This window comes from Rudanella paleaurantiibacter, from assembly GCF_009184635.1.
GTDB classification, from domain to species: Bacteria; Bacteroidota; Bacteroidia; order Cytophagales; family Spirosomataceae; genus Rudanella; species Rudanella paleaurantiibacter.
Genome location: NZ_WELI01000005.1, coordinates 552252 through 572127 on the forward strand (window position 1 = coordinate 552252; position 19876 = coordinate 572127).

The following is a 19876-nucleotide window of genomic DNA, read 5'->3' on the forward strand; positions in this document are numbered from 1 at the left end:
TAGCGACTACTTTGAGGCTATTACGTACCGAACACTCAGACCGCTCCCCAGCCTTGCCGATAAATTGGCCGCCTGAGATTGGTTAGACCTATCGTACCACAGATTCTGATACGAGGCTGAGGCCAGGGCCGTTTCGATGAGAAACCGGTTGGTCAGTCGGTAGGCTAATCCCAATCGCATAGCCCCACTCAGTGAATGGGTTCGATAGTCCATTCGGGTGGGGCCGCTATTGCTGTACTCGACCGAAGCCCTTACAAAAGGAGTTAGCCGACGGCTGGTTAAATAACGTTGCACAAACGGGCTGACTGAATACGTCTGAAACGGGCCAGACACCGGCGTCGATCCCTCTTTTTGCGAGGAGAATCCCAGGCCAACTCCCACTAATGTATTCGTAGCAACAAAACGACCGATAGAGGCATTAATCGCCAATTGGTTGATGTTGCGTACCGGATTCCCATTAGAGTTGATATTCTCTTCGCGGATAAAATTATGGCTGAAGCCACCCTCAATTACCCAGTTACCCGCTTGTGTGGTGGTAAGCTCCGTTTCGGCGTTGGTTCGGCCTGTTCCCGATGCCCCCGTCCAATACACAAGGCCTAACCCAACCGTACTGGCGGGAATAGGCAAGCTCGTTCCGCTGATAGTCCCCTGCAACCCCAGGCGATTACTCAAAAAATAGGTACCACCAACCTCAAACGTTGGTTTGACTGAAACATTGGTATTCCGATACCTTAAATTGGAGCTGAATTGTCGATACAAATGATTGAGTGAAGTTTCAACACCAGCCCCGGCAAACAGCACTACCGGCCCCACAGACCAGTACCGCCGGAAAAAGGGGTTTATAGAAGCATCTGTAGCATTATCCCGAGTACTTACCTTATTTCCGGGGTTAAACAAACTCTTGGTAAACCTACCTGAATACCCAACGCCAACACCAAGCAACCAATTGTCGGCAACGAACCGCCCAATCTGTACATTTATTTGGGGTCTTGTAGAGGGTACTTCAAACGATTCATTATTGGCATTTGTCACGCTCTGCACGTCATAGCCTAGGCCAATTCCCCCGCTCAGTATTCCGTTTCCTTTTTGGGTTTGCGCCTGAGCCCCGAATACCCCCAGCAGCGAAGCCGCCAGTACAATTGTCTTTTTCATGAAATGGTTGTGTGTAAATGAACAGCCAAAGAAAAGCGACAAATAGAGGTTTACAAATGAAAAAACAAAACTTTTTTAATTGGCATCGAAATCTACCTTTCGTCTACATTAGGTATCCGCATCGCATTTGATCATAGACAAACTACCCTACCCCTTTACCCTATTGTAAATCAGTACCTTACACAGCAATTTGTACAAATTTTATATTAAAATTGTAGAAAAAACACCTCATTTGTTTGGCATTTATTCCACAACGGGGCTATTTTCGCTCACGATACTTGAAACTTAACCTATTTGAAATGATTAAGAAAATGCTCCTGACGGTGCTTTTTGCCGTCTCGTTTAGCACGATTCAAGCTCAGTCAGTACCCGCCGAAACTTCGTCAACAGAGACCTCCTTTTACGACCAGATACCCCTTGTTGGTGAGGTTATCAACTACGCCAAAAAGCATCTCTCTATCCGCTACCGCTCCGGTGGCACTACGCCCAGAGGGTTCGATTGCTCAGGCTTTACCCGGTTCTGTTTCAGCAAATTTGGGATTCAATTACCCCACTCCAGTGCCGCACAGGGTAACGTTGGCCAACCGGTTGACAAAGAAGAAGCCAAACCCGGTGATCTTATTTTCTTCAAAGGCCATTCGGCCGGCGGTAGCCGGATTGGGCACGTGGGAATGATTACCGAGGTAGTGGGCGACAAAATCAAGTTTATTCATTCGGCCTGGAACGGTGGTATTCGTTACGATTACCTGCATGCCGATTATTACCAGCGTCGATTTGTGGGCGTCCGTCGGGTAGTGACGCTCTTAGCCGAGAAGTAATAACATAACCAACCAAAAAAGCCGGAAAGCGAATCGCTCTCCGGCTTTTTTGGTTTATCGAGGCTTCACCTTTACATATTCCGGCGGTACTGCCCCCCCACGGCGTACAGGGCCTTGCTGAGTTGACCCAACGTACATACTTTGGCGGCTTCCATGAGGCTTTCAAAAATATTGCCCCCCGCCAGAGCCGTTTGCTGCAACTGCGCCAGCGCCTGCTCGGCCTCGGACCGGTGCCGCTCCTGAAACGCCCGGCACGAATCGACCTGATACCGGCGCTCCTCTTCGGTCGAGCGGATAACCTCGGCCGGGGTGATCGTTGGCGAACCGTTCGGGTCGAGGAAGGTGTTGACACCCACGATCGGGAGTTGACCGTTGTGCTTGAGGGTTTCGTAATACATCGACTCCTCCTGAATCTTGCTCCGCTGATACATACGCTCCATAGCCCCCAAAACGCCCCCACGCTCGTTAATAGCCAAAAACTCGGCGTAAACAGCCTCCTCAACCAAATCGGTCAGCTCTTCAACCACAAACGAGCCCTGCAACGGGTTTTCGTTTTTGGTCAGCCCAAACTCCCGATTAATGATGAGCTGAATAGCCATGGCCCGCCGAACCGACTCTTCGGTGGGGGTTGTAATGGCTTCGTCGTAGGCGTTGGTGTGCAGCGAGTTAGTGTTGTCGTAAATAGCCAGCAGCGCCTGCAACGTCGTTCGGATGTCGTTGAACGCAATTTCCTGCGCGTGCAGGCTACGGCCCGACGTTTGAATGTGGTATTTCAGTTTCTGACTCCGGTCGTTGCCTTTATATTTGTGTTTCATGGCCTTCGCCCAGATCCGACGCGCCACCCGACCCAGCACGGTGTACTCCGGGTCCATACCGTTGGAAAAGAAAAACGACAGGTTGGGCGCGAAATCGTCGATTTTCAGGCCCCGGCTGAGGTAGTACTCCACAAACGTAAACCCATTGGACAGCGTAAAGGCCAGTTGGGAAATCGGGTTGGCCCCGGCCTCGGCAATGTGATACCCCGAAATCGATACCGAATAGAAATTCTGCACCCGGTTGTGGGTGAAGTACTCCTGAATGTCACCCATCATTCGAAGCGCAAACTCCGTCGAGAAAATACAGGTGTTCTGCGCCTGATCTTCCTTCAGAATATCGGCCTGAACAGTGCCCCGGACAGTACGTAAGGTTTCGGCCTTTATACGTTCGTACACGTCGCGCGGAATCACTTTATCACCGGTCGTACCCAGCAAGGCCAGGCCCAGGCCATCGTTTCCTTCGGGTAGGGAGCCATTGTAAGAAGGCAGGGGCGAAGTAGAAGAAGCGCCTGCCCCATTCTCCTTTCCTCCTTTCTCCCTTTCCTCCCTATTTAGCCACTTCTCACACTGCTGATCAATGGCTGCGTTGAGGAAAAACGCCAGAAGCATAGGCGCAGGCCCGTTGATGGTCATGGACACCGAGGTGCTGGGGTCGCATAAATCAAAGCCCGAATAGAGTTTCTTGGCATCATCGAGGGTGCAGATACTGACCCCTGAGTTACCTACTTTCCCGAAAATGTCGGGCCGAAGTGCCGGGTCTTCGCCGTAAAGTGTCACCGAGTCGAAAGCCGTCGAAAGCCGCTTGGCGGGCATATTTTTCGAGACGTAGTGGAACCGGCGGTTGGTGCGCTCGGGTCCACCCTCGCCCGCAAACATCCGGGTGGGGTCTTCGCCCGCCCGTTTGAGCGGAAACACACCCGCCGTGTACGGGAACTCACCCGGCACGTTCTCGGTCAGGAGCCAACGGAGCACATCGCCCCAATCATGGTATTTGGGCAGGCTTACCTTCGGCATTTTCAGGTGCGAAAGGGTTTCGGTGTAGAGCGGCTGCCGAATCACCTTGTCACGCACTTTGTATTCGTAAAACTCGGCCGTGTACCGCTGTTGCATGGCGGGCCACTGCTGCAACAGCGCCCGGCAGTCGGCGTGCAGGCGACTTTCGAGCGTACTGTATATCTGGCCCAGTTCGTCTTTCAACGGCCCGTCGGGCAGGATTTTCAGCGTACCGTCGATCTGGTAAAGCTGCCGGGCCAAGGCCGACTGTTCGGTCACAAAATCGCCGTACCGGCGGCTTTCTTCCACAATTTCGGCCAAATACCGCACCCGGTCGGCCGGGATAATAGCCTGCGGGCGGGCATCGGTTCTCTCGGTGTTTGTACCAGGCATCTGAATACCCAATACCCCCATAAGTCGTTCGAAAAGGGCGTTCATCCCCCCATCGTTGAACTGAGCCGCAATGGTGCCCAGAATCGGGAGTTCGTCGTCAGGAGCATCCCAGTTGTTGTGGTTCCGGCGGTACTGCTTCCGCACATCGCGCAGGGCATCGAGAGAACCCCGCTTATCGAACTTATTGATGGCAATCACGTCGGCAAAATCGAGCATATCGATTTTTTCGAGCTGCGTAGCGGCCCCGTATTCTGAGGTCATTACGTACAGCGTTTTATCGGCGTGTTCGGTGATTTCGGTATCCGACTGCCCAATACCCGACGTTTCTACAATAATCAGATCGAAATGAGCGGCTTTGCACACGTCGATGGCTTCCTGTACGTGCCGACTCAGCGCCAGATTCGACTGCCGCGTTGCCAGCGAGCGCATGTACACACGCGACGCCCCGTTGTGGTTGTGGATGGCGTTCATCCGAATCCGGTCGCCGAGTAGGGCCCCGCCGGTCTTCCGTTTCGACGGATCGACGGAGATGATGGCCAGCGTTTTGTCGGGAAACGTCCGCAGATACCGCAGCACCAACTCATCTACGAGCGACGATTTGCCCGCCCCGCCCGTGCCCGTGATGCCCAAAACAGGGGAGGAAGAGGAGGAAGGGAGAAAGGGAGGAAGGGATTGGGTAGGGTTGTTTTCGGCCATGGTAATCAGGCGCGGCACCTCGTCGGTAGTTACCTGATCGACCTTATTTAAAGCGGGCAGTTCAAAATCGCACTGCCGCAACAAATCATCAATCATTCCCTGTAAGCCCATAGCCCGGCCATCGTCGGGGCTGTAGATACGGGCAATGCCATACCCGTGAAGCTCTTCGATTTCGGAAGGCAGAATGGTACCTCCGCCCCCACCAAAAATCTTGATATGCCCGGCCCCGCGCTCATTAAGCAGGTCGTACATATACTTGAAAAACTCAACGTGCCCCCCCTGATAGCTGGTGATGGCAATTCCCTGTACGTCTTCCTGAATGGCGCACTCGACAATTTCGGCCACCGACCGGTTATGCCCCAGGTGAATTACTTCCGCCCCGGATGCCTGCATAAGCCGACGCATCAGGTTGATGGCGGCATCGTGCCCGTCGAACAGGGAGGCCGCTGTTACAATTCGTACTTTATGGGTCAGCCCCGTCGTCGTCGAGGATTGGGGCTGAACGTCGGTTGTCGTCATGGCGCTGTTGAAAAATGGATTTCGGTTGATGAAGTTTTGGACAAAAATACGGAAACCGACGAAACCCGGATGGCTTCGGGCGGTATTCCCTTCTCACCAAGTAGGCCCGGTTCGTTTTAGCATTTGGTAACAAACGAGCCCTTTTCAAACCATGTTCCGCTTTCTCTGCCTTTTACTGAGTCTGACAGCCCCGCTGCTGTCGGCTGCCCAGCCCACTTTTGTCGCTAACTACGACGAGAGCAAGGTAGGCTCCTACCCCCTGCCCGACCCACTCATGCCCCCCAATGGCGCCCGCATCACTTCGGCCAAAGCGTGGGAAGCCAGCCGGGGCTACTGGCTCAATCAGTTTGCAGCCCACGTGTACGGGCAAACCCCGACGCGCCCGGTGCGGTTGCGGTTCCAGCCCGGCGAGGTGGTACCCAGTGCCCTCGGCGGCAAGGCCACTCGCAAGCAGGTGGCTATTTACTTTGCCGACTACCCTGCTTTACCGCCCATCAACGTGCTGATATACGTGCCCAACAACGCCCGCAAGGCAGCTCCGGCGTTTCTGAACCTGAATTTCTGCGGCAACCACTGCATCAGCACTGAAGCCGACCTGCCCCTCTCCGACCGCTGGGTGGCGAGCACCGCCGACAATCACCGGGCTACCGAGAAAAGCCGGGGGGCGCAGGCCCGGCGTTGGCCGCTTGATACAATTGTGGCACGGGGATACGCCATCGTGACGGCGTACTATGGCGATATTGAACCCGACCACCCGGCGGGCTGGAAAACGGGTATCCGGTCGGTGCTGGGCGATACTACCCGCACCGACAATTGGGGGGCCATTGGAGCCTGGGCCTGGGGTATGAGCCGTATTCTCGACTACTTACAAACCGACCCGACCATCGACGCTAAACGGGTTATTGCTATGGGGCATTCCCGCATTGGCAAGGCGGCTCTGTGGGCGGCTGCTCAGGATAAACGGTTTGTAGCGGCCATTTCCAACGAAGCCGGTGAGGGAGGGGCCTCACTTGCCCGGCGTACCTACGGCGAAACTGTGGGGCGGCTCAACTACGCCTTTCCGCACTGGTTTGCGCGGCAGTACCGAAGCTACAACGAAAACGTACCGGCTCTGCCCGTCGACCAGCATATTCTGCTCAGTTTGATAGCCACCCGACCCCTGTACGTAGCCAGTGCGGAAGAAGACCGCTGGTCGGACCCACGCGGGGAGTTTTTGAGCGCCAAAGCTACTGAGCCTGTATATGGTTTGTACCGAAAAACGGGCCTTGGGCCAGCAGAATACCCGGCAGTGAACACGAGCGTGGGCAAGAATGTGCGCTACCATGTACGTACCGGCCCGCACGATGTACAGCCATTCGACTGGTGGCAGTATCTGAATTTTGCCGATGCGTTGGTAAAGTGACAGGCATGGTTATCTTTGGGTAACTATCAACCATTTAGCCATGAAAAAAGGGTTTCTCTCCCTATGTGCGGCCATTTTGTGCAGCACAAGCGCCATTGCTCAGGACAATTCACTGCTGTATGAGGTTACGGGTAACGGGCTTACTCAACCGTCGTACCTCTACGGCACATTTCACCTGGTTTGCCCCAATGATCTGGTTCTGACCGAAGCCACTAAAAAAGCCGTTGCCGATACCAAGCAGCTGTATCTGGAAATTGACATGGATGACCCCGCCCTGCAATCGTCTATGATGCGGAGTATGATGCTTACCGGCGGCAAAACCCTTAAAGACTACCTGCCTGCCGACGATTACACCCTGCTCGACAATCACCTGAAGGCCACTTCGGGTATGGGGCTGGCGCAGGTGGGTGGCCTGAAACCCATTGCTATTTACTCGTTTATGACCATGGGGGCGCTGGGTTGTCAACCCGCGTCGTACGATATGACGCTCATGCAGATGGCGGCTAACGACAAAAAAGAGATTCTCGGCCTGGAAAAACTGGAAGATCAGCTCGCCATTTTCGACAAAATCCCGATGGAAAAGCAGGTGACCATGCTGGCCGATATGGCCCGTAAACCGGGCGAGGTAAAAGCCGAACTGGATAAGCTGTTGGCGGCTTACAAGAGTCAGGACCTGACGGCGATGATGAAGCAAATGAAGGAAAGTAAGTACGACGGCGGTCTCGACGATTTCGAAGCCGACCTACTCGATAAGCGTAACCAAAACTGGATTCCGGTGATCGAAAAAGCCGTGAAAGACAAACCGACGCTGTTTGCATTTGGAGCCGGTCACCTCGGGGGCGACAAGGGCGTAATCAATCTCCTCCGCCAGAAAGGCTATACCGTAAAAGGCATTCGGTAACGGAGCCAAATTAAATGTGTAATGAACAATGTATAATTAAAAGTCTGGCTACCAGCAGGCAACCCAATTATTCATTGTGCATTATACATTCACTTAATGGATTTGGGTTTCGAGTAATCTTGTAACACCACTATTCCACAGCTGACATCTCGTTTGGAGAGATGTCAGCTGTTTTTTGTAGCAACTCCCTCAATCCGGCAGCCAGTCGCTTACTTTTTAAACACCAGCGCCCGAACCGGCTCGATCCGGTTGATAACCAGCGTGGGGAGCCAAAGCACAGCGGCAATGAGCACGAGGGTCGCCCCGTTGAGCAGGCCAATTACGCCCCAGTCCCACTGAATCGGGACGAAACTCATGAAGTAATTTTTGGGGTCGAGCGGAATGAGCTTGAAGTAATCCTGCACGAAACAGAAACCGAGCCCAACGGCATTGCCAATAAGCAGCCCCCAGCCCACCATGTTGAGCCCTACGTACAGAAACATGCGCCGAAGCAAGGTATTCTGACTCCCTAAAGCCTTCAAGAGCCCAATCATGGGGGTGCGTTCCATCATCAGCACCAGCAACACCGACACCATGTTGAAGCTGGCCACAAACAGAATCAGAATCAGAAACACGAGTGTATTCCGGTCGAGCAGCACCATCCAGTCGAACAGGGGGCCGTATTGCTCGGTGACTTTAAAAAGCCGGAAGTCGGGCGGAATCTGATCGAAAACAGTACGAAACGTAGCATCGAGCTGGTCGAAGTCGCGGACAAACAGCTCAAAACTGCCCACCATATCGGGTGTCCAGTTGTTGAGCCGCTGAATCAGCCGAAGGTCGCCCAACACAATTTGTTTATCGAACTCCTCCAGCCCAGTCATGTAAATACCGACAACGGTCAGCTTACGCGGCCGGGGCTGACTACCGCCCAGAAAATACGTAATGACCGATTCACCTACCTTTAGCTTCAGCTGATCGGCCAGAAACTGACTCAACAAAATCTCGGTTGAGTAGCCGGCCGTTGTGTCGGGCGGCCCAGTCGCGGCCCGCGCCGAATCGGTACCAATAGCAGGCACCCGCCCCGCCACCAGCGACTGCTCAATGAGCTGCCAGTTATAATCAGGCCCTACCCCTTTGAGCACCACGCCCGCCAGTTCGTCGGGGGTTTTGAGAATCCCCGCCTTGAGTGCCACGGCCTGCACATGCGCTATGCCGGGGTTTGACTTTACCTCCCGAAAAAACCGGGTATTCGTCGAAATAGGGGCTTCTTCGTACGACTGATTAGCCGTGAACTTGCTCACCTGAAGATGGGCGCCGAAAAGAAATATTTTGTCCTGAATGGTCTGCTTGAAGCCAAACAGCACAGCAAACGCCACAATCATAACGGCCAGCCCCACGGCGATACTGGCAATACCGACTTTGGTAACGGTGGCCGAAAAACTTTCGATCGGAGCCTGCCGAATTCGACGGGCTAAAAAAAACGGAACGTTCAAGGATAAAATAGAGAGTAACGATAAACGGCTTCCAACCAATGCCAACCGCTATCCGAATAACCCGTTCGGAACCGGTTCGGTTGTTGCTGGCATAAAAGTAACGGATTTGCCGTGAGCTCCCGCCAATAGGTTTCAGGCGAAAACCGCTTTTAGGGACATGACACGCAACCTGCTTCTGTTTGCCATCCTGCTGATGGGTGGGTGCCGACAACCATCGGCCCAGCCCGGCACAACCCCCAACCCCACGCCCGTAACGTCCACGCTGCGCTCGGTGGCCTCGTTTCCAGTCGGTGCGGCTATCAACCCCAGCCTGCTGACGGGTAAACCCCTCTACCGCCAGACACTCGAAACGGAATTTAGTAGCATAACGTCTGAAAACCACCTTAAAATGCGTCAAGTGCACCCCGAAAAAGATCGGTACGACTGGAGCGGGGGTAATACCATTGTCGATTTTGCCAATCAGACTGGCAAACGGATGCACGGCCATGCGCTTGTCTGGCATCAGTCGGTCCCCGACTGGGTTACTCAATTTAAGGGCGATTCACTGGCCTGGGAAAACCTCTTGCGCGACCATATCACAACGGTGGTGAAACAGTATAAAGGCAAAATTGCGTCCTGGGATGTGGTCAACGAAGCGTTTCTGGACGATGGCACCCTGCGTCCCACGCTCTGGCTTCAGAACCTCGGTCCCGGCTACATGGCCCGCAGTTTTCAATACGCCCGCCAGGCCGACCCTGCCGTGAAGCTATTTTATAACGAATACGGGCAGGAGTACAGTGCCAAAAAACTGGCGGCCGTACTGGCTATGGTGGCCGATTTCCGTAAACGCAACATCCCGATTGATGGCGTGGGCCTCCAGATGCACACGAACATCGACCATCCTGACGCACAGATTGAGAATGCGATCCGGCAAACGGCGGCTACGGGTCTGCTGGTCCATATCTCCGAACTCGACGTTCGGGTGAATCAGGCCAAAACCGCCAACTTCTCCCCGACCGATGCCCTCTGGCAACGGCAAAAAGCCAAATACCAGGCCATTGCCACGGCCTACCGCACAATTGTACCACCGGCGCAACAACACGGCATAACCACCTGGAATGTGAGCGATGCCGATAGCTGGATTCCGAGTTTTTGCCAATGCAACGACTTCCCGCTGCCGTTCGACAAAGACTTCAAGAAGAAAGCGGCTTACGATGGCTTCCTGACCGGACTGAAACCGTAATTACCCGGAACTGCCCTTGACAAGTAATTCTCAGGTGCAGTTACCGTTATTTGTGTATCCGCTTGTTTGCCCCCGATATTTGCGCCCCGGCTGCGTGCGTATAGCCAGCCGAGTCACGATTTTTATTCCACTATGCGTTTTCTGTCCCTACTCCTGATTGCCTGCGCTTGCTTCACAGGCCCAACCTTTGCCCAGATCCAGACGGGTGCCGACCAAACCAACCTGTACGTACCATCGCTCAAGGGGAAGCGAATCGGTATGGTTGTGAACCACACGTCGGTTATCAAGCGGGCGGGCGGCTACACCCACCTCGTTGACAGCCTACAGGCACTCGGCCTCACGATCAAAACAATTTTTGCCCCCGAACACGGCTTCCGGGGTCAGGCCAGCGCGGGCGAAAAAGTAGACAACAGCCGCGACGCCAAAACGGGTATCAGCATCGTATCGCTCTACGGCAAAAACTACAAACCGACTCCCGCCCAGCTCGACTCGCTCGATGTACTGCTGTTTGATATTCAGGATGTAGGCGCGCGGTTTTATACCTACATCAGCACCATGCACTACGCCATGGAAGCGGCCGCCGAAGCAGGTAAGCCGTTTATCGTACTCGACCGCCCCAACCCCAATGGGCACCTTGTTGATGGCCCCGTGCTCGACCCAGCCTTTAAATCATTTGTCGGGATGCACCCTATTCCGGTGGTGCACGGCCTCACTGTGGGCGAGCTGGCCGGTATGATCAACGGCGAAAAGTGGCTCGCGGGTGGCCGTCAGGTAAGCCTCACCGTGATTCCAGTTAAAAATTACACCCACGCTACGGCCTATGAGTTGCCCATTGCTCCGTCGCCCAATCTGCCCAATTTACAATCGATCCTGCTGTACCCGTCGATTTGCTTTTTCGAAGGTACGGTCGTCAGCGTTGGGCGGGGCACCGACAAGCAATTTCAGGTAATTGGCTCTCCCAACCCCAAAAATGGCCCGTTTCAGTTTACCCCCACCGATAAACCCGGTGCCGTAAACCCACCCAATGAAGGGCAGCTTTGCTACGGTCTCGATCTGACAAAGGTGAACGCCCGCAAGCAGGGTTTCACGTTGAAATACGTGATCGACTTTTACGAAAAAGCCCCCGAAAAAGATAAGTTCTTTCTCAAGGGCAACTTTATCGATAAGCTGTACGGCTCCGACCAACTGCGCAAGCAACTAATTGCCGGAGTCAAAGAGTCGGCCATCCGCAAAAGCTGGGAGCCCGCCCTGAGCGGGTACAAGGCCAAACGCAAAGGGTATCTGTTGTACAAATAAGGAGGAAAGGGAAAAAGGAGGAAGGGAGGAAAGGAATCATACGTAGCTGACTCCTTTTTCCCTTTCTCCTTTTTCTTTTTTCCTATTCCTCCAACCCTAACACTTCGCTTGTTCGCTCACGGATTTGGCGTGTCAGTTCGGGATCTTTAGCGAGCGAACGACCGTAGCTCGGAATCATTTCCTTTATTTTCTGCTGGTTATCCTCCCGAATAATCCGGTCGGGAAAACAGCGGTTCAGCAAGTCGAGCATAATCGAGACGGCGGTAGAGGCTCCCGGCGAGGCCCCAAGCAAGGCAGCAATCGTTCCATCAGCCGCGCTTACAATCTCCGTTCCGAACTCCAGCACGCCCCCTTCTTCTTCGTCTTTTTTGATAACCTGCACCCGCTGCCCGGCTACTTCAAGTTCCCAATCCTGCATTTGAGCATTCGGGAAGTACTCGCGCAAGGCAAACAGCCGATCTTCGGGCGACTGCATGACCTGCTGAATCAGGTAGCGCGTCAACGGAATATTGTGCAGACCGGCCATCAGCATCGGGGCCAGATTGGCCATCTGAATGGATTTGGGCAGGTCCAGGTACGAGCCATTTTTCAGAAACTTGGTCGAAAAACCGGCGTAAGGTCCAAACAACAATTCCCGCTTTCCATCGATCATGCGCGTATCCAGGTGCGGCACCGACATAGGCGGGGCGCCTACCGATGCTTTTCCGTAGACCTTGGCATCGTGCTGTTCGATAATCTCGCGGTTGGTACATTTGAGCCACTGCCCGCTTACCGGGAAGCCACCGTACCCACGACCCTCCGGAATATCTGATTTTTCGAGGAGCCGCAGCGAGCCGCCCCCGGCTCCAATAAACACAAATTTAGCCTGCACATCGCGCTCGCGGCCGGTTTCCAGATTCTCGACACGCACCTTCCAGCCGCCCATCGTTTTAGACCGCCACAACTCACGCACATCATGGTTAAAGTGCATGGTGACGCCATCGAGTTGCATGAGCCGTTTGAACATATTGCGGGTAAGTGCCCCAAAGTTCACGTCGGTACCCATATCCATGCGGGTAGCAGCTACTGGCTCGGCCGGGTCGCGACCTTCCATCACGAGCGGAATCCAGTTCGCGATCGTTTGGGGGTCTTCGCTGTAGGCCATGCCATGAAATAAATGGCACTGCTGCAAAGCCTCAAACCGCCGACGCAGGTAATCGACATTTTCTTTCCCCCACACAAAGCTCATGTGCGGAATACTGCGGATAAAATCGGGGGCATCTTCCAGAAACCCCTGTTCTACCAAATATGCCCAAAACTGTTTCGATACTTCAAACGACTCGGCAATCTTTACCGCCTTGTTCGTTTCAACCGTGCCATCTTCACGTTCGGGCGTGTAGTTCAGTTCACAAAAGGCTGAGTGTCCGGTCCCTGCGTTGTTCCAGGCATCGGAACTTTCAGCGGCCGCCCGGTCCAGCCGTTCGTAAATTTCGATGGTAATACTCGGTTGCAACTCCTTGAGTAACACACCCAGGGTTGCACTCATAATGCCCGCTCCGATCAGTACGACATCGGGGGTTGAAGCTGGTTGTTTTGGGGCAGCCATTCGCCTATTTTGATTTATTTCCGCAAGCGGTTCAGTAGCCTGATTATTCCGTTTATAACCATTCTTCTGCCGCTTTTGTAGCATAGGCTGTGATTTTTCTTCTAAAAGGCTCTATTTTTGCACCTTAGAAACCGAAGCATGGTCACCGAGCAAATTCTTATTCTGGATTTCGGTTCGCAATACACCCAACTCATCGCCCGACGGGTTCGCGAACTGAATGTCTATTGCGAAATCCATCCTTACAACAACATTCCCGCCATCACGCCCGACGTTAAAGGAATCATCCTGTCGGGTAGCCCGTGTTCGGTCCGCGATACCGACGCCCCGATGGTCGACCTGAGCCGGTTCCGGCAGCACTTCCCAGTATTGGGTGTGTGCTATGGCGCACAATTACTGGCCCAAACGAGCGGAGGAGAGGTAAAAGCCTCCAGTATTCGAGAGTACGGTCGGGCCAAACTGGGCACTGTAGAAACGACCAACCGACTGATGCAGGGCATTGACCCCCACTCACAGGTCTGGATGTCGCACGCCGATACGATCACGCAGGTTCCCGATTCGTTTCACATCATTGCCTCAACCGAAACGGTCCGCGTGGCCGCTTTTCAGGTCTCTGGCGAGGAAACGTACGGCATTCAGTTCCACCCCGAGGTGACGCACTCTCTACAGGGTAAGCAACTACTGCACAACTTTGTGGTAGATGTGTGCGGCTGCAAACAGGACTGGACCGCCGACTCGTTTGTGGATAGCACCGTGGCCGATCTGAAAGCCAAACTGGGCAACGACAAAGTGGTGATGGCACTCTCTGGCGGGGTCGACTCGTCGGTGGCTGCCATGTTGGTACACCGTGCCATCGGGCAAAACCTGTACTGCATTTTTGTCGACAACGGACTGCTCCGTAAAGACGAGTTTGCGAGTGTACTGGAAAGTTACCGCACGCTGGGTCTCAACATTAAGGGAGTCGACGCCAAAGAGCAGTTCTACACCGCTCTTGCCGGTCTCACCGATCCCGAAGCCAAACGGAAAGCTATTGGGAAGACGTTTATCGACGTTTTCGACCAGGAAGCTCATTTGCTGGAAGATGTTGTATGGCTGGGACAGGGTACCATTTACCCCGACGTAATTGAGTCGGTTTCGGTCAAAGGCCCCTCTGCCACGATCAAATCGCACCATAACGTGGGTGGCCTCCCTGATTTCATGAAGCTGAAAGTAGTAGAGCCACTCAACACCTTGTTTAAAGACGAGGTACGGGCCGTGGGCCGTTCGTTGGGCCTGCCACAGAACATTCTGGGGCGTCACCCATTCCCCGGTCCGGGTTTGGCCATTCGGATTCTGGGTGATATCACGCCCGAGAAAGTGGCCATTCTGCAGGAAGTGGACTATCTGTTTATCGACGGTCTCCGCCGGTATGGCCTATACGACCAGGTTTGGCAAGCCGGTGCCATGTTGCTCCCGATTCAGTCGGTGGGTGTCATGGGCGATGAGCGTACGTACGAGCGCGTAGTGGCTTTACGGGCCGTAACCAGCGTGGATGGTATGACCGCCGACTGGGCACACCTCCCGTACGAGTTTCTGGCCGACATCTCGAACGAGATCATTAACCGGGTCAAAGGCGTCAACCGGGTTGTGTACGACATTTCGAGCAAACCACCAGCGACGATTGAGTGGGAGTAATACGTAGTAAGTTGTAGGCAGTGGCAGTAAGCAGTAGCTGACGCAAGAGCACTGCCTACTGCTACTGCCTACTGCCACTACTTACAAGAGAAGCAATTTTATCGACATCACCGGGAGCAAACCACTGGTAGTTAGCCCGATGCCTGAACCAGGTCAGTTGCCGTTTGGCGTAGCGCCGGGTATTGCGTTTGAGCAGAAATACCATTTCGTCGTAGTCGTACGCCCCATCGAAATAGCCGAATACTTCCTGATAGCCCACCGTACGTAACGCCAGATGATCCCGGTACGGCAGTAAGTTTCGGGCTTCGTCGACGAGCCCAGCCGCAAGCATGGCATCCATACGGGCGTCGATGCGGGCATATAACTCCTCACGGGGTCGGTCGAGCGCACAAAGCACGATCTCGAATGGGCGCGGGGCGGCCTGCTGCCGCCGAAACGACGAAAACGGCTGCCCGGTACCCAGGCAGACCTCCAAAGCCCGCACCACCCGTTGGGTATTTTGTAAATCGGCCTCAGCGGCATAGATTGGATCAAGTTCACGCAGTTCAGCTTGCAGGGGTTCGAGCCCCTCAGCCGCAACCCGAGCCATTAGCCTATCCCGGATGGTCGCGTCTATTGGCGGAATATCATCGAGCCCAAAGCAAAGCGCATCGATATACAAACCCGTTCCACCCGTCAGGATAACCACATCGTGTTGGATGAAGAGCCTATCGAGTAGGGCCAGGCACTCGCGTTCGTAACGGCCCGCGCTGACAACCTCCTGAATCGAATGGGAATCGATAAAGTGATGCCGCACCCCGTCCATCTCAACAGGAGTAGGTTTGGCCGTTCCAATATTCAATTCGCGATATAGCTGCCGGGAGTCGGCCGATACGACGTCGGTTTGTAATTTTTTTGCCAGACGAACGCACAAATCTGTTTTTCCGACAGCGGTGGGTCCGGCAATGACCAGCAACGTTTTTTTCACAAATAAATTACCTTTTCCGCAAAGGTACGGGCCGATTGGTTTATCTCTTCAAGCCGGGTCCGTTGGCCAGCAATTTGGCTATTCTACGAAACAATTTTCAATTAAATCTATATAGATTATAGGCACTAATTTACATACTCATCTGTTATGGAGTCACGTCAGGGAAACACCAATAAATGCATGAACAGTTTGACAATCATTGGATTACTAACTCTACTGTGTGGGTGTAGTAGTTCCACCACGAATGAGCAGAATCCGGCGGGCACTTCGTCGGCTCCTACCGAGCGAGTGATCGGCGACTCAGCACGTACACCTGTCCTGACAGATTCCGTAGCTACTGATATACGTTAATTCGAAATTAATCGACACCATTCACTTTATTCGGAGGTTTGCAATTCAATGATATAACATCTTTCATTGGTTAGGTTGTTTTGCGATTTTATGTGTTATTTATGCGTCCAAAGCACATAAAGTTGCATTTTACAGCTTGATATAACAATTGAGGATTTATATTTGCTTATTCGCACAACCCCTTACAAATCAGTAACTTACACACAAAAAAGTTAGTAAAAAAGATTTTTTAGGTGAATTGTCCAATTGAAATGAAAGACAGTAATCGTGATGTGACTATGGCTGAACGGGATCAGCTGGTTCTGAGAAGAACACTTGATATTATCTGCGGGAAATGGCGACTTTTTATTCTGCTCAATCTTGGTGAACATACCCGGCGCTACGGCGAACTTCGGCGCATGATGCCCGACGTGAGTGAAAAGGTACTCATTCAAGAACTGAAATCACTGATTTCACTTGGAGTACTGGAGAAAGAGTCGTTTAGTGAGGTTCCCCCCCGTGTTGAATATCGGTTAACCACCAAAGGCCGCGGAATTCTGCCTCATCTGAATTCCCTGCACTTGATTGGAGCGCCTTTTATGGAAGACTGATACGGTTCAGTTATTCGCTTCAACTAAATTATATGCGATGACGTTACTGATGTGTACGTCATCGCTTTTTTATGCCCGTTATTCTGGTTTTAGTATTCACGATCGTTTTGTCTCTACTCCGCCCGCCCCTGCCGGAGCAGAGCCCGATTGTGTTTTCTAAGCAGTTGACGTTCAACATCTACAATTTCCAGATAACTGCGTCGGATACAGGAACAAGCGCCGAAGTAGCTATTCAGGCCCGGCGCGGAAGCCTCTTGCTCACCGCTTTTCGCTTACCCGTCGACGGTATTGTGGTGGGGGCCGATGTGGCTGATCTGGATAACAATCGATTTCCCGAAATCTATATTTATCTGCGCAGTACGGGTACCGGCTCGTTTGGTCAGGTAATCGGCTGGCAGTTTTTACCCGATCGGCGCGTCGATATTTTACCCACCGATTGGCCTATGCCGGCCGCAACGGGCTACATGGGACATGATAGCCTATGGACTGAATCGTATATCCTATGCCGTAAGTTTCCGGTCTATGCCTCGGGCGATGCCAATGCCTACCCGACAGGAGGAATACAAATGGTGCGTTACCGCCTAAAGTCTGCCGGACAGGTTTATGTCTTAGAGCCGGAGAAGAGTGACGCCAAAAAAGAACAAGGAGGCTAACACCAAAGTCAACCTCCTTGTCTGTACGGGCAATACACCGCCTGTACGGCATTTAGCCCAGGGTGTACTTCAGGCTAAAATGCCGCGTAACCGATTGTCAGGCTGGCAATACCCAAAAACCCCTTGATGTCGGCATTTTTGTAAACACCCCCAACCGGTACCGCGTACCGAAGGTCTATGTCCATTCGGCGCGTGGGCGACACCCCCAACCCGAACTCAAGCGCATACGTAAAGTCTTTCACTTCCAGATCGGCGGCCTCAAATCGATTAAGCAGATTCGTTTGGCTCGTGGTGAGCGGAATATCCCGCTGCGGAAATCCAATCGTTTTGTTTTCATTCAACCGACCGCTCGTATTCCGAATCGCCTGGGCATTGGTTACAAAGATAAAGTTAGGTCCAAAATAGGCCCGTACTTTATCGTTCAGCAAGCGACGGCCGAGCAGAATAGGCACATTGACCGATTTCAGTGTCGACTCAGACGTGGCATTCAGCGTGGCATTAACCAGTCCGGGGGCTACACTGATCGGGAGCGCATTGACCAACGACGGGTTGGCATTCACATCGAGCGTGACATCAGCAATCTGCTTGAGCACAAACATATTGTAGGTCACCTCGGCCTGAATATACCCTTTCCGCATATTCTTCCGAGCCCAAACCCCGGCCGTATACCCGTAGCCAATACCGTTGTTGTTATTGGTGATTTCGGGAACCTGCACGTTGGCAATGGCCGTGGGCAAGGCTGGAATCACGGTATAGCCATGAGTGGCGGTACCACCCACCTTCAGGCCGTATTGCATGCCCTTGAACAAACTGCCTGTGTTTTGCGACCAGGCCGCCGTCGAAACCAGCAACAAACCCGCTGCCAGCAGTTTTTTATGTGTATTCATAAAGAAAGAGGTCTAAAAGATTCAGCAAGGAGGCCTACTTAACCAGACAGCCCCGGCCATATTTAGGGCTGTAACAGCACCCGCCGGTACCGGCTCGCGTTCAGAGTCGGAATCGTTGCTTTGTATTTCGCGTTGATGGTATTGATAATGTCGTTGGCCGTCAGCGCGTAGCCAGCGGGAGTCAGGTGAACCCCATCGAGGCTGAAGATTCCGCCCTGCACAAACGTGGCATTGTATGTCACCCCGTTTTCGGTGATTCCTTGCTGGGCACGGGTAAGCAACACGCCGGGGTCCAGATACGCGATATTTTTGGCTTCGGCCCCCGTTTTCATAGTCTGGTTAAACGCAGCAATGCGTTGGTTGAGCAAAGCGACCTCTTCGGCGTCGAGCACAAACTGCGAGGGCAATGGGTTGGTAGCTGAGAGCCCGTAAGGCCCGCGACCCGTTCCTGCCGTGGTTGATCCGATTTTGTTGTATTCACCCGAAATGTAGGGTTGCAGCAATAAGAGATCACCGGCCTTGGTAGCGCGCACCCCACCCGGTGCCGCCGGCGATTGAATCACCAGCGCTGTGATAGCCGGAGTACCCGGTGCCTGCTGCTGTACCGCTGCATTGACCTGCGCTAACAGTTGAGGCAATGTTACCGTGGTGAAAAAGGGCACCACCGAAACCGGCGGAATCCCAATGACTATACCCTTGCGGTTGTTTTCGGTTAGTTTGTTTAGAATGGCTGTGTAATTCGTATTGAAAACGGCCTCTTCAGTAAGTGCCGATACCCCACCCGACGTAGCGTACCCCAGCGCATCATTGTTTCCCAGCCAGCAGCTAAAAAACGTAGCCCCATTGAGGTTATCGCTTACGTATTGCAGATAGGTCGTCAGTGAATTGTCGGGGAGTAACCGCTCAAAAAATGCGTTGCCCTGCACGCTTCCGTAACCCGCCCGCTGAATGTCGGCCATCCGAATACCCGGTACACCCAGGTTCTGGCTTGCTCCGTTGTACTTAGTCAGTAATAGTTGACCACTTGTCGTTTGCCCACCGCGGGCCGCCCCTGGCAACACAATGCCTGTTGTGGGGGTCAGGCTGGTCAGCTTCAGATAACCCGAACCGTTGGCCTGAGCCTCGCTAAACAAAGGTTGTACAAAGTCGCCCCCGCCTACGGTTTTAAACTGACCTGCCAGCAAGGCCGGATACGAGCTAAGCTGCCCTTCGCGGTACAAACCCCCATCCTGGTAGCCAGCCGTTAGCGAGTTTCCTACGGCAACGTACTTTGTAAAATCAGCTTCGCCCCGGCTTGGGGTAGGTAACCCGGCATTCGGATCAATATCGTTGGTACAAGCCGCTACCCCGAATAGAGTACCCAGTACCAGCCCCCATCGTAACTGTTTGTTATTTACCATCTTAAGTAAATTAAACAATGGAAAAATTATACTTTCATTTAAAATGAACGCAAAAGTACCCGATTCTGGGGTATCTGAATCGATTTTGTATAA

The 19876-nt window shown here is 53.2% G+C and carries 15 protein-coding genes; 8 read left to right on the forward strand and 7 right to left on the reverse strand.

Annotated elements, in window-relative coordinates:
- Positions 1 to 6 precede the first annotated feature (6 nt).
- Entirely contained in the window at positions 7 to 1152 is a 1146-nt protein-coding gene (locus F5984_RS14445) for a hypothetical protein (RefSeq protein WP_152124943.1), read from the reverse strand.
- 299 nt (positions 1153 to 1451) lie between these two features.
- Here F5984_RS14445 and F5984_RS14450 point away from each other — a divergent pair, with 299 nt between their 5' ends.
- Positions 1452 to 1970, forward strand: coding sequence for a C40 family peptidase (locus tag F5984_RS14450; RefSeq protein WP_152124944.1), 519 nt, complete (start codon positions 1452 to 1454; stop codon positions 1968 to 1970).
- A 71-nt stretch (positions 1971 to 2041) separates the two neighbouring features.
- Here the strand turns inward: F5984_RS14450 and F5984_RS14455 are convergent, their stop codons facing one another.
- Complete coding sequence (locus F5984_RS14455; protein WP_152124945.1) at positions 2042 to 5386, reverse strand: methylmalonyl-CoA mutase family protein; 3345 nt, start codon at positions 5384 to 5386, stop codon at positions 2042 to 2044.
- 151 nt (positions 5387 to 5537) lie between these two features.
- Here F5984_RS14455 and F5984_RS14460 point away from each other — a divergent pair, with 151 nt between their 5' ends.
- Together F5984_RS14460 and F5984_RS14465 are read left to right on the forward strand one after the other, a co-directional pair.
- Positions 5538 to 6788, forward strand: coding sequence for an alpha/beta hydrolase family protein (locus tag F5984_RS14460; protein ID WP_152124946.1), 1251 nt, complete (start codon positions 5538 to 5540; stop codon positions 6786 to 6788).
- Positions 6789 to 6828: 40 nt separating this feature from the next.
- On the forward strand, positions 6829 to 7689 hold the full coding sequence (locus tag F5984_RS14465; protein ID WP_152124947.1) for a TraB/GumN family protein: 861 nt from the start codon (positions 6829 to 6831) through the stop codon (positions 7687 to 7689).
- Between the two features lie 209 nt (positions 7690 to 7898).
- On the opposite strand, the gene F5984_RS14470 is transcribed toward F5984_RS14465, so the two are convergent.
- Positions 7899 to 9161 (reverse strand): ABC transporter permease, encoded by a 1263-nt coding sequence (locus F5984_RS14470; RefSeq protein WP_152124948.1) that lies wholly within the window; start codon positions 9159 to 9161, stop codon positions 7899 to 7901.
- 157 nt (positions 9162 to 9318) lie between these two features.
- On the opposite strand from F5984_RS14470, the gene F5984_RS14475 reads away from it, so the two are divergent.
- The gene (locus F5984_RS14475) at positions 9319 to 10383 is read left to right on the forward strand and encodes an endo-1,4-beta-xylanase (RefSeq protein WP_152124949.1); all 1065 of its coding nucleotides are present in this window, start codon (positions 9319 to 9321) and stop codon (positions 10381 to 10383) included.
- Positions 10384 to 10515: 132 nt separating this feature from the next.
- Positions 10516 to 11679, forward strand: a complete 1164-nt coding sequence (locus tag F5984_RS14480) for an exo-beta-N-acetylmuramidase NamZ family protein (RefSeq protein ID WP_246169010.1) — start codon at positions 10516 to 10518, stop codon at positions 11677 to 11679.
- A gap of 82 nt (positions 11680 to 11761) precedes the next feature.
- Here the strand turns inward: F5984_RS14480 and F5984_RS14485 are convergent, their stop codons facing one another.
- Positions 11762 to 13264 (reverse strand): malate:quinone oxidoreductase, encoded by a 1503-nt coding sequence (locus tag F5984_RS14485; RefSeq protein ID WP_152124950.1) that lies wholly within the window; start codon positions 13262 to 13264, stop codon positions 11762 to 11764.
- Positions 13265 to 13402: 138 nt separating this feature from the next.
- Between F5984_RS14485 and guaA the strand changes: the two genes are divergently transcribed.
- Positions 13403 to 14935: a glutamine-hydrolyzing GMP synthase gene (guaA, locus tag F5984_RS14490; RefSeq protein ID WP_152124951.1), complete on the forward strand. Its 1533-nt coding sequence runs from the start codon at positions 13403 to 13405 to the stop codon at positions 14933 to 14935.
- 61 nt (positions 14936 to 14996) lie between these two features.
- On the opposite strand, the gene miaA is transcribed toward guaA, so the two are convergent.
- Entirely contained in the window at positions 14997 to 15902 is a 906-nt protein-coding gene (gene miaA, locus F5984_RS14495) for a tRNA (adenosine(37)-N6)-dimethylallyltransferase MiaA (RefSeq protein ID WP_152124952.1), read from the reverse strand.
- 602 nt (positions 15903 to 16504) lie between these two features.
- Here miaA and F5984_RS14500 point away from each other — a divergent pair.
- On the forward strand, positions 16505 to 16843 hold the full coding sequence (locus F5984_RS14500; RefSeq protein ID WP_019990795.1) for a winged helix-turn-helix transcriptional regulator: 339 nt from the start codon (positions 16505 to 16507) through the stop codon (positions 16841 to 16843).
- Between the two features lie 107 nt (positions 16844 to 16950).
- The gene (locus tag F5984_RS14505) at positions 16951 to 17496 is read left to right on the forward strand and encodes a hypothetical protein (protein WP_246169011.1); all 546 of its coding nucleotides are present in this window, start codon (positions 16951 to 16953) and stop codon (positions 17494 to 17496) included.
- Positions 17497 to 17570: 74 nt separating this feature from the next.
- Here F5984_RS14505 and F5984_RS14510 read toward each other — a convergent pair whose 3' ends face one another.
- Both F5984_RS14510 and F5984_RS14515 read right to left on the reverse strand, forming a co-directional pair.
- Positions 17571 to 18383 (reverse strand): outer membrane beta-barrel protein, encoded by an 813-nt coding sequence (locus tag F5984_RS14510; protein ID WP_152124953.1) that lies wholly within the window; start codon positions 18381 to 18383, stop codon positions 17571 to 17573.
- 62 nt (positions 18384 to 18445) lie between these two features.
- The gene (locus F5984_RS14515; protein WP_152124954.1) at positions 18446 to 19783 is read right to left on the reverse strand and encodes an SGNH/GDSL hydrolase family protein; all 1338 of its coding nucleotides are present in this window, start codon (positions 19781 to 19783) and stop codon (positions 18446 to 18448) included.
- Positions 19784 to 19876 lie beyond the last annotated feature (93 nt).

Bases quoted from the DNA above. Each gene is read 5' to 3' on its own strand.
- guaA (WP_152124951.1), top strand. From the start codon at position 13,403: ATGGTCACCGAGCAAATTCTTATTCTGGATTTCGGTTCGCAATACACC.
- F5984_RS14515 (WP_152124954.1), bottom strand. From the start codon at position 19,783: ATGGTAAATAACAAACAGTTACGATGGGGGCTGGTACTGGGTACTCTA.
- F5984_RS14475 (WP_152124949.1), top strand. From the start codon at position 9,319: ATGACACGCAACCTGCTTCTGTTTGCCATCCTGCTGATGGGTGGGTGC.
- F5984_RS14465 (WP_152124947.1), top strand. From the start codon at position 6,829: ATGAAAAAAGGGTTTCTCTCCCTATGTGCGGCCATTTTGTGCAGCACA.
- F5984_RS14485 (WP_152124950.1), bottom strand. From the start codon at position 13,264: ATGGCTGCCCCAAAACAACCAGCTTCAACCCCCGATGTCGTACTGATC.
- F5984_RS14445 (WP_152124943.1), bottom strand. From the start codon at position 1,152: ATGAAAAAGACAATTGTACTGGCGGCTTCGCTGCTGGGGGTATTCGGG.
- F5984_RS14460 (WP_152124946.1), top strand. From the start codon at position 5,538: ATGTTCCGCTTTCTCTGCCTTTTACTGAGTCTGACAGCCCCGCTGCTG.
- F5984_RS14480 (WP_246169010.1), top strand. From the start codon at position 10,516: ATGCGTTTTCTGTCCCTACTCCTGATTGCCTGCGCTTGCTTCACAGGC.
- F5984_RS14450 (WP_152124944.1), top strand. From the start codon at position 1,452: ATGATTAAGAAAATGCTCCTGACGGTGCTTTTTGCCGTCTCGTTTAGC.
- F5984_RS14455 (WP_152124945.1), bottom strand. From the start codon at position 5,386: ATGACGACAACCGACGTTCAGCCCCAATCCTCGACGACGACGGGGCTG.
- F5984_RS14500 (WP_019990795.1), top strand. From the start codon at position 16,505: ATGAAAGACAGTAATCGTGATGTGACTATGGCTGAACGGGATCAGCTG.
- F5984_RS14510 (WP_152124953.1), bottom strand. From the start codon at position 18,383: ATGAATACACATAAAAAACTGCTGGCAGCGGGTTTGTTGCTGGTTTCG.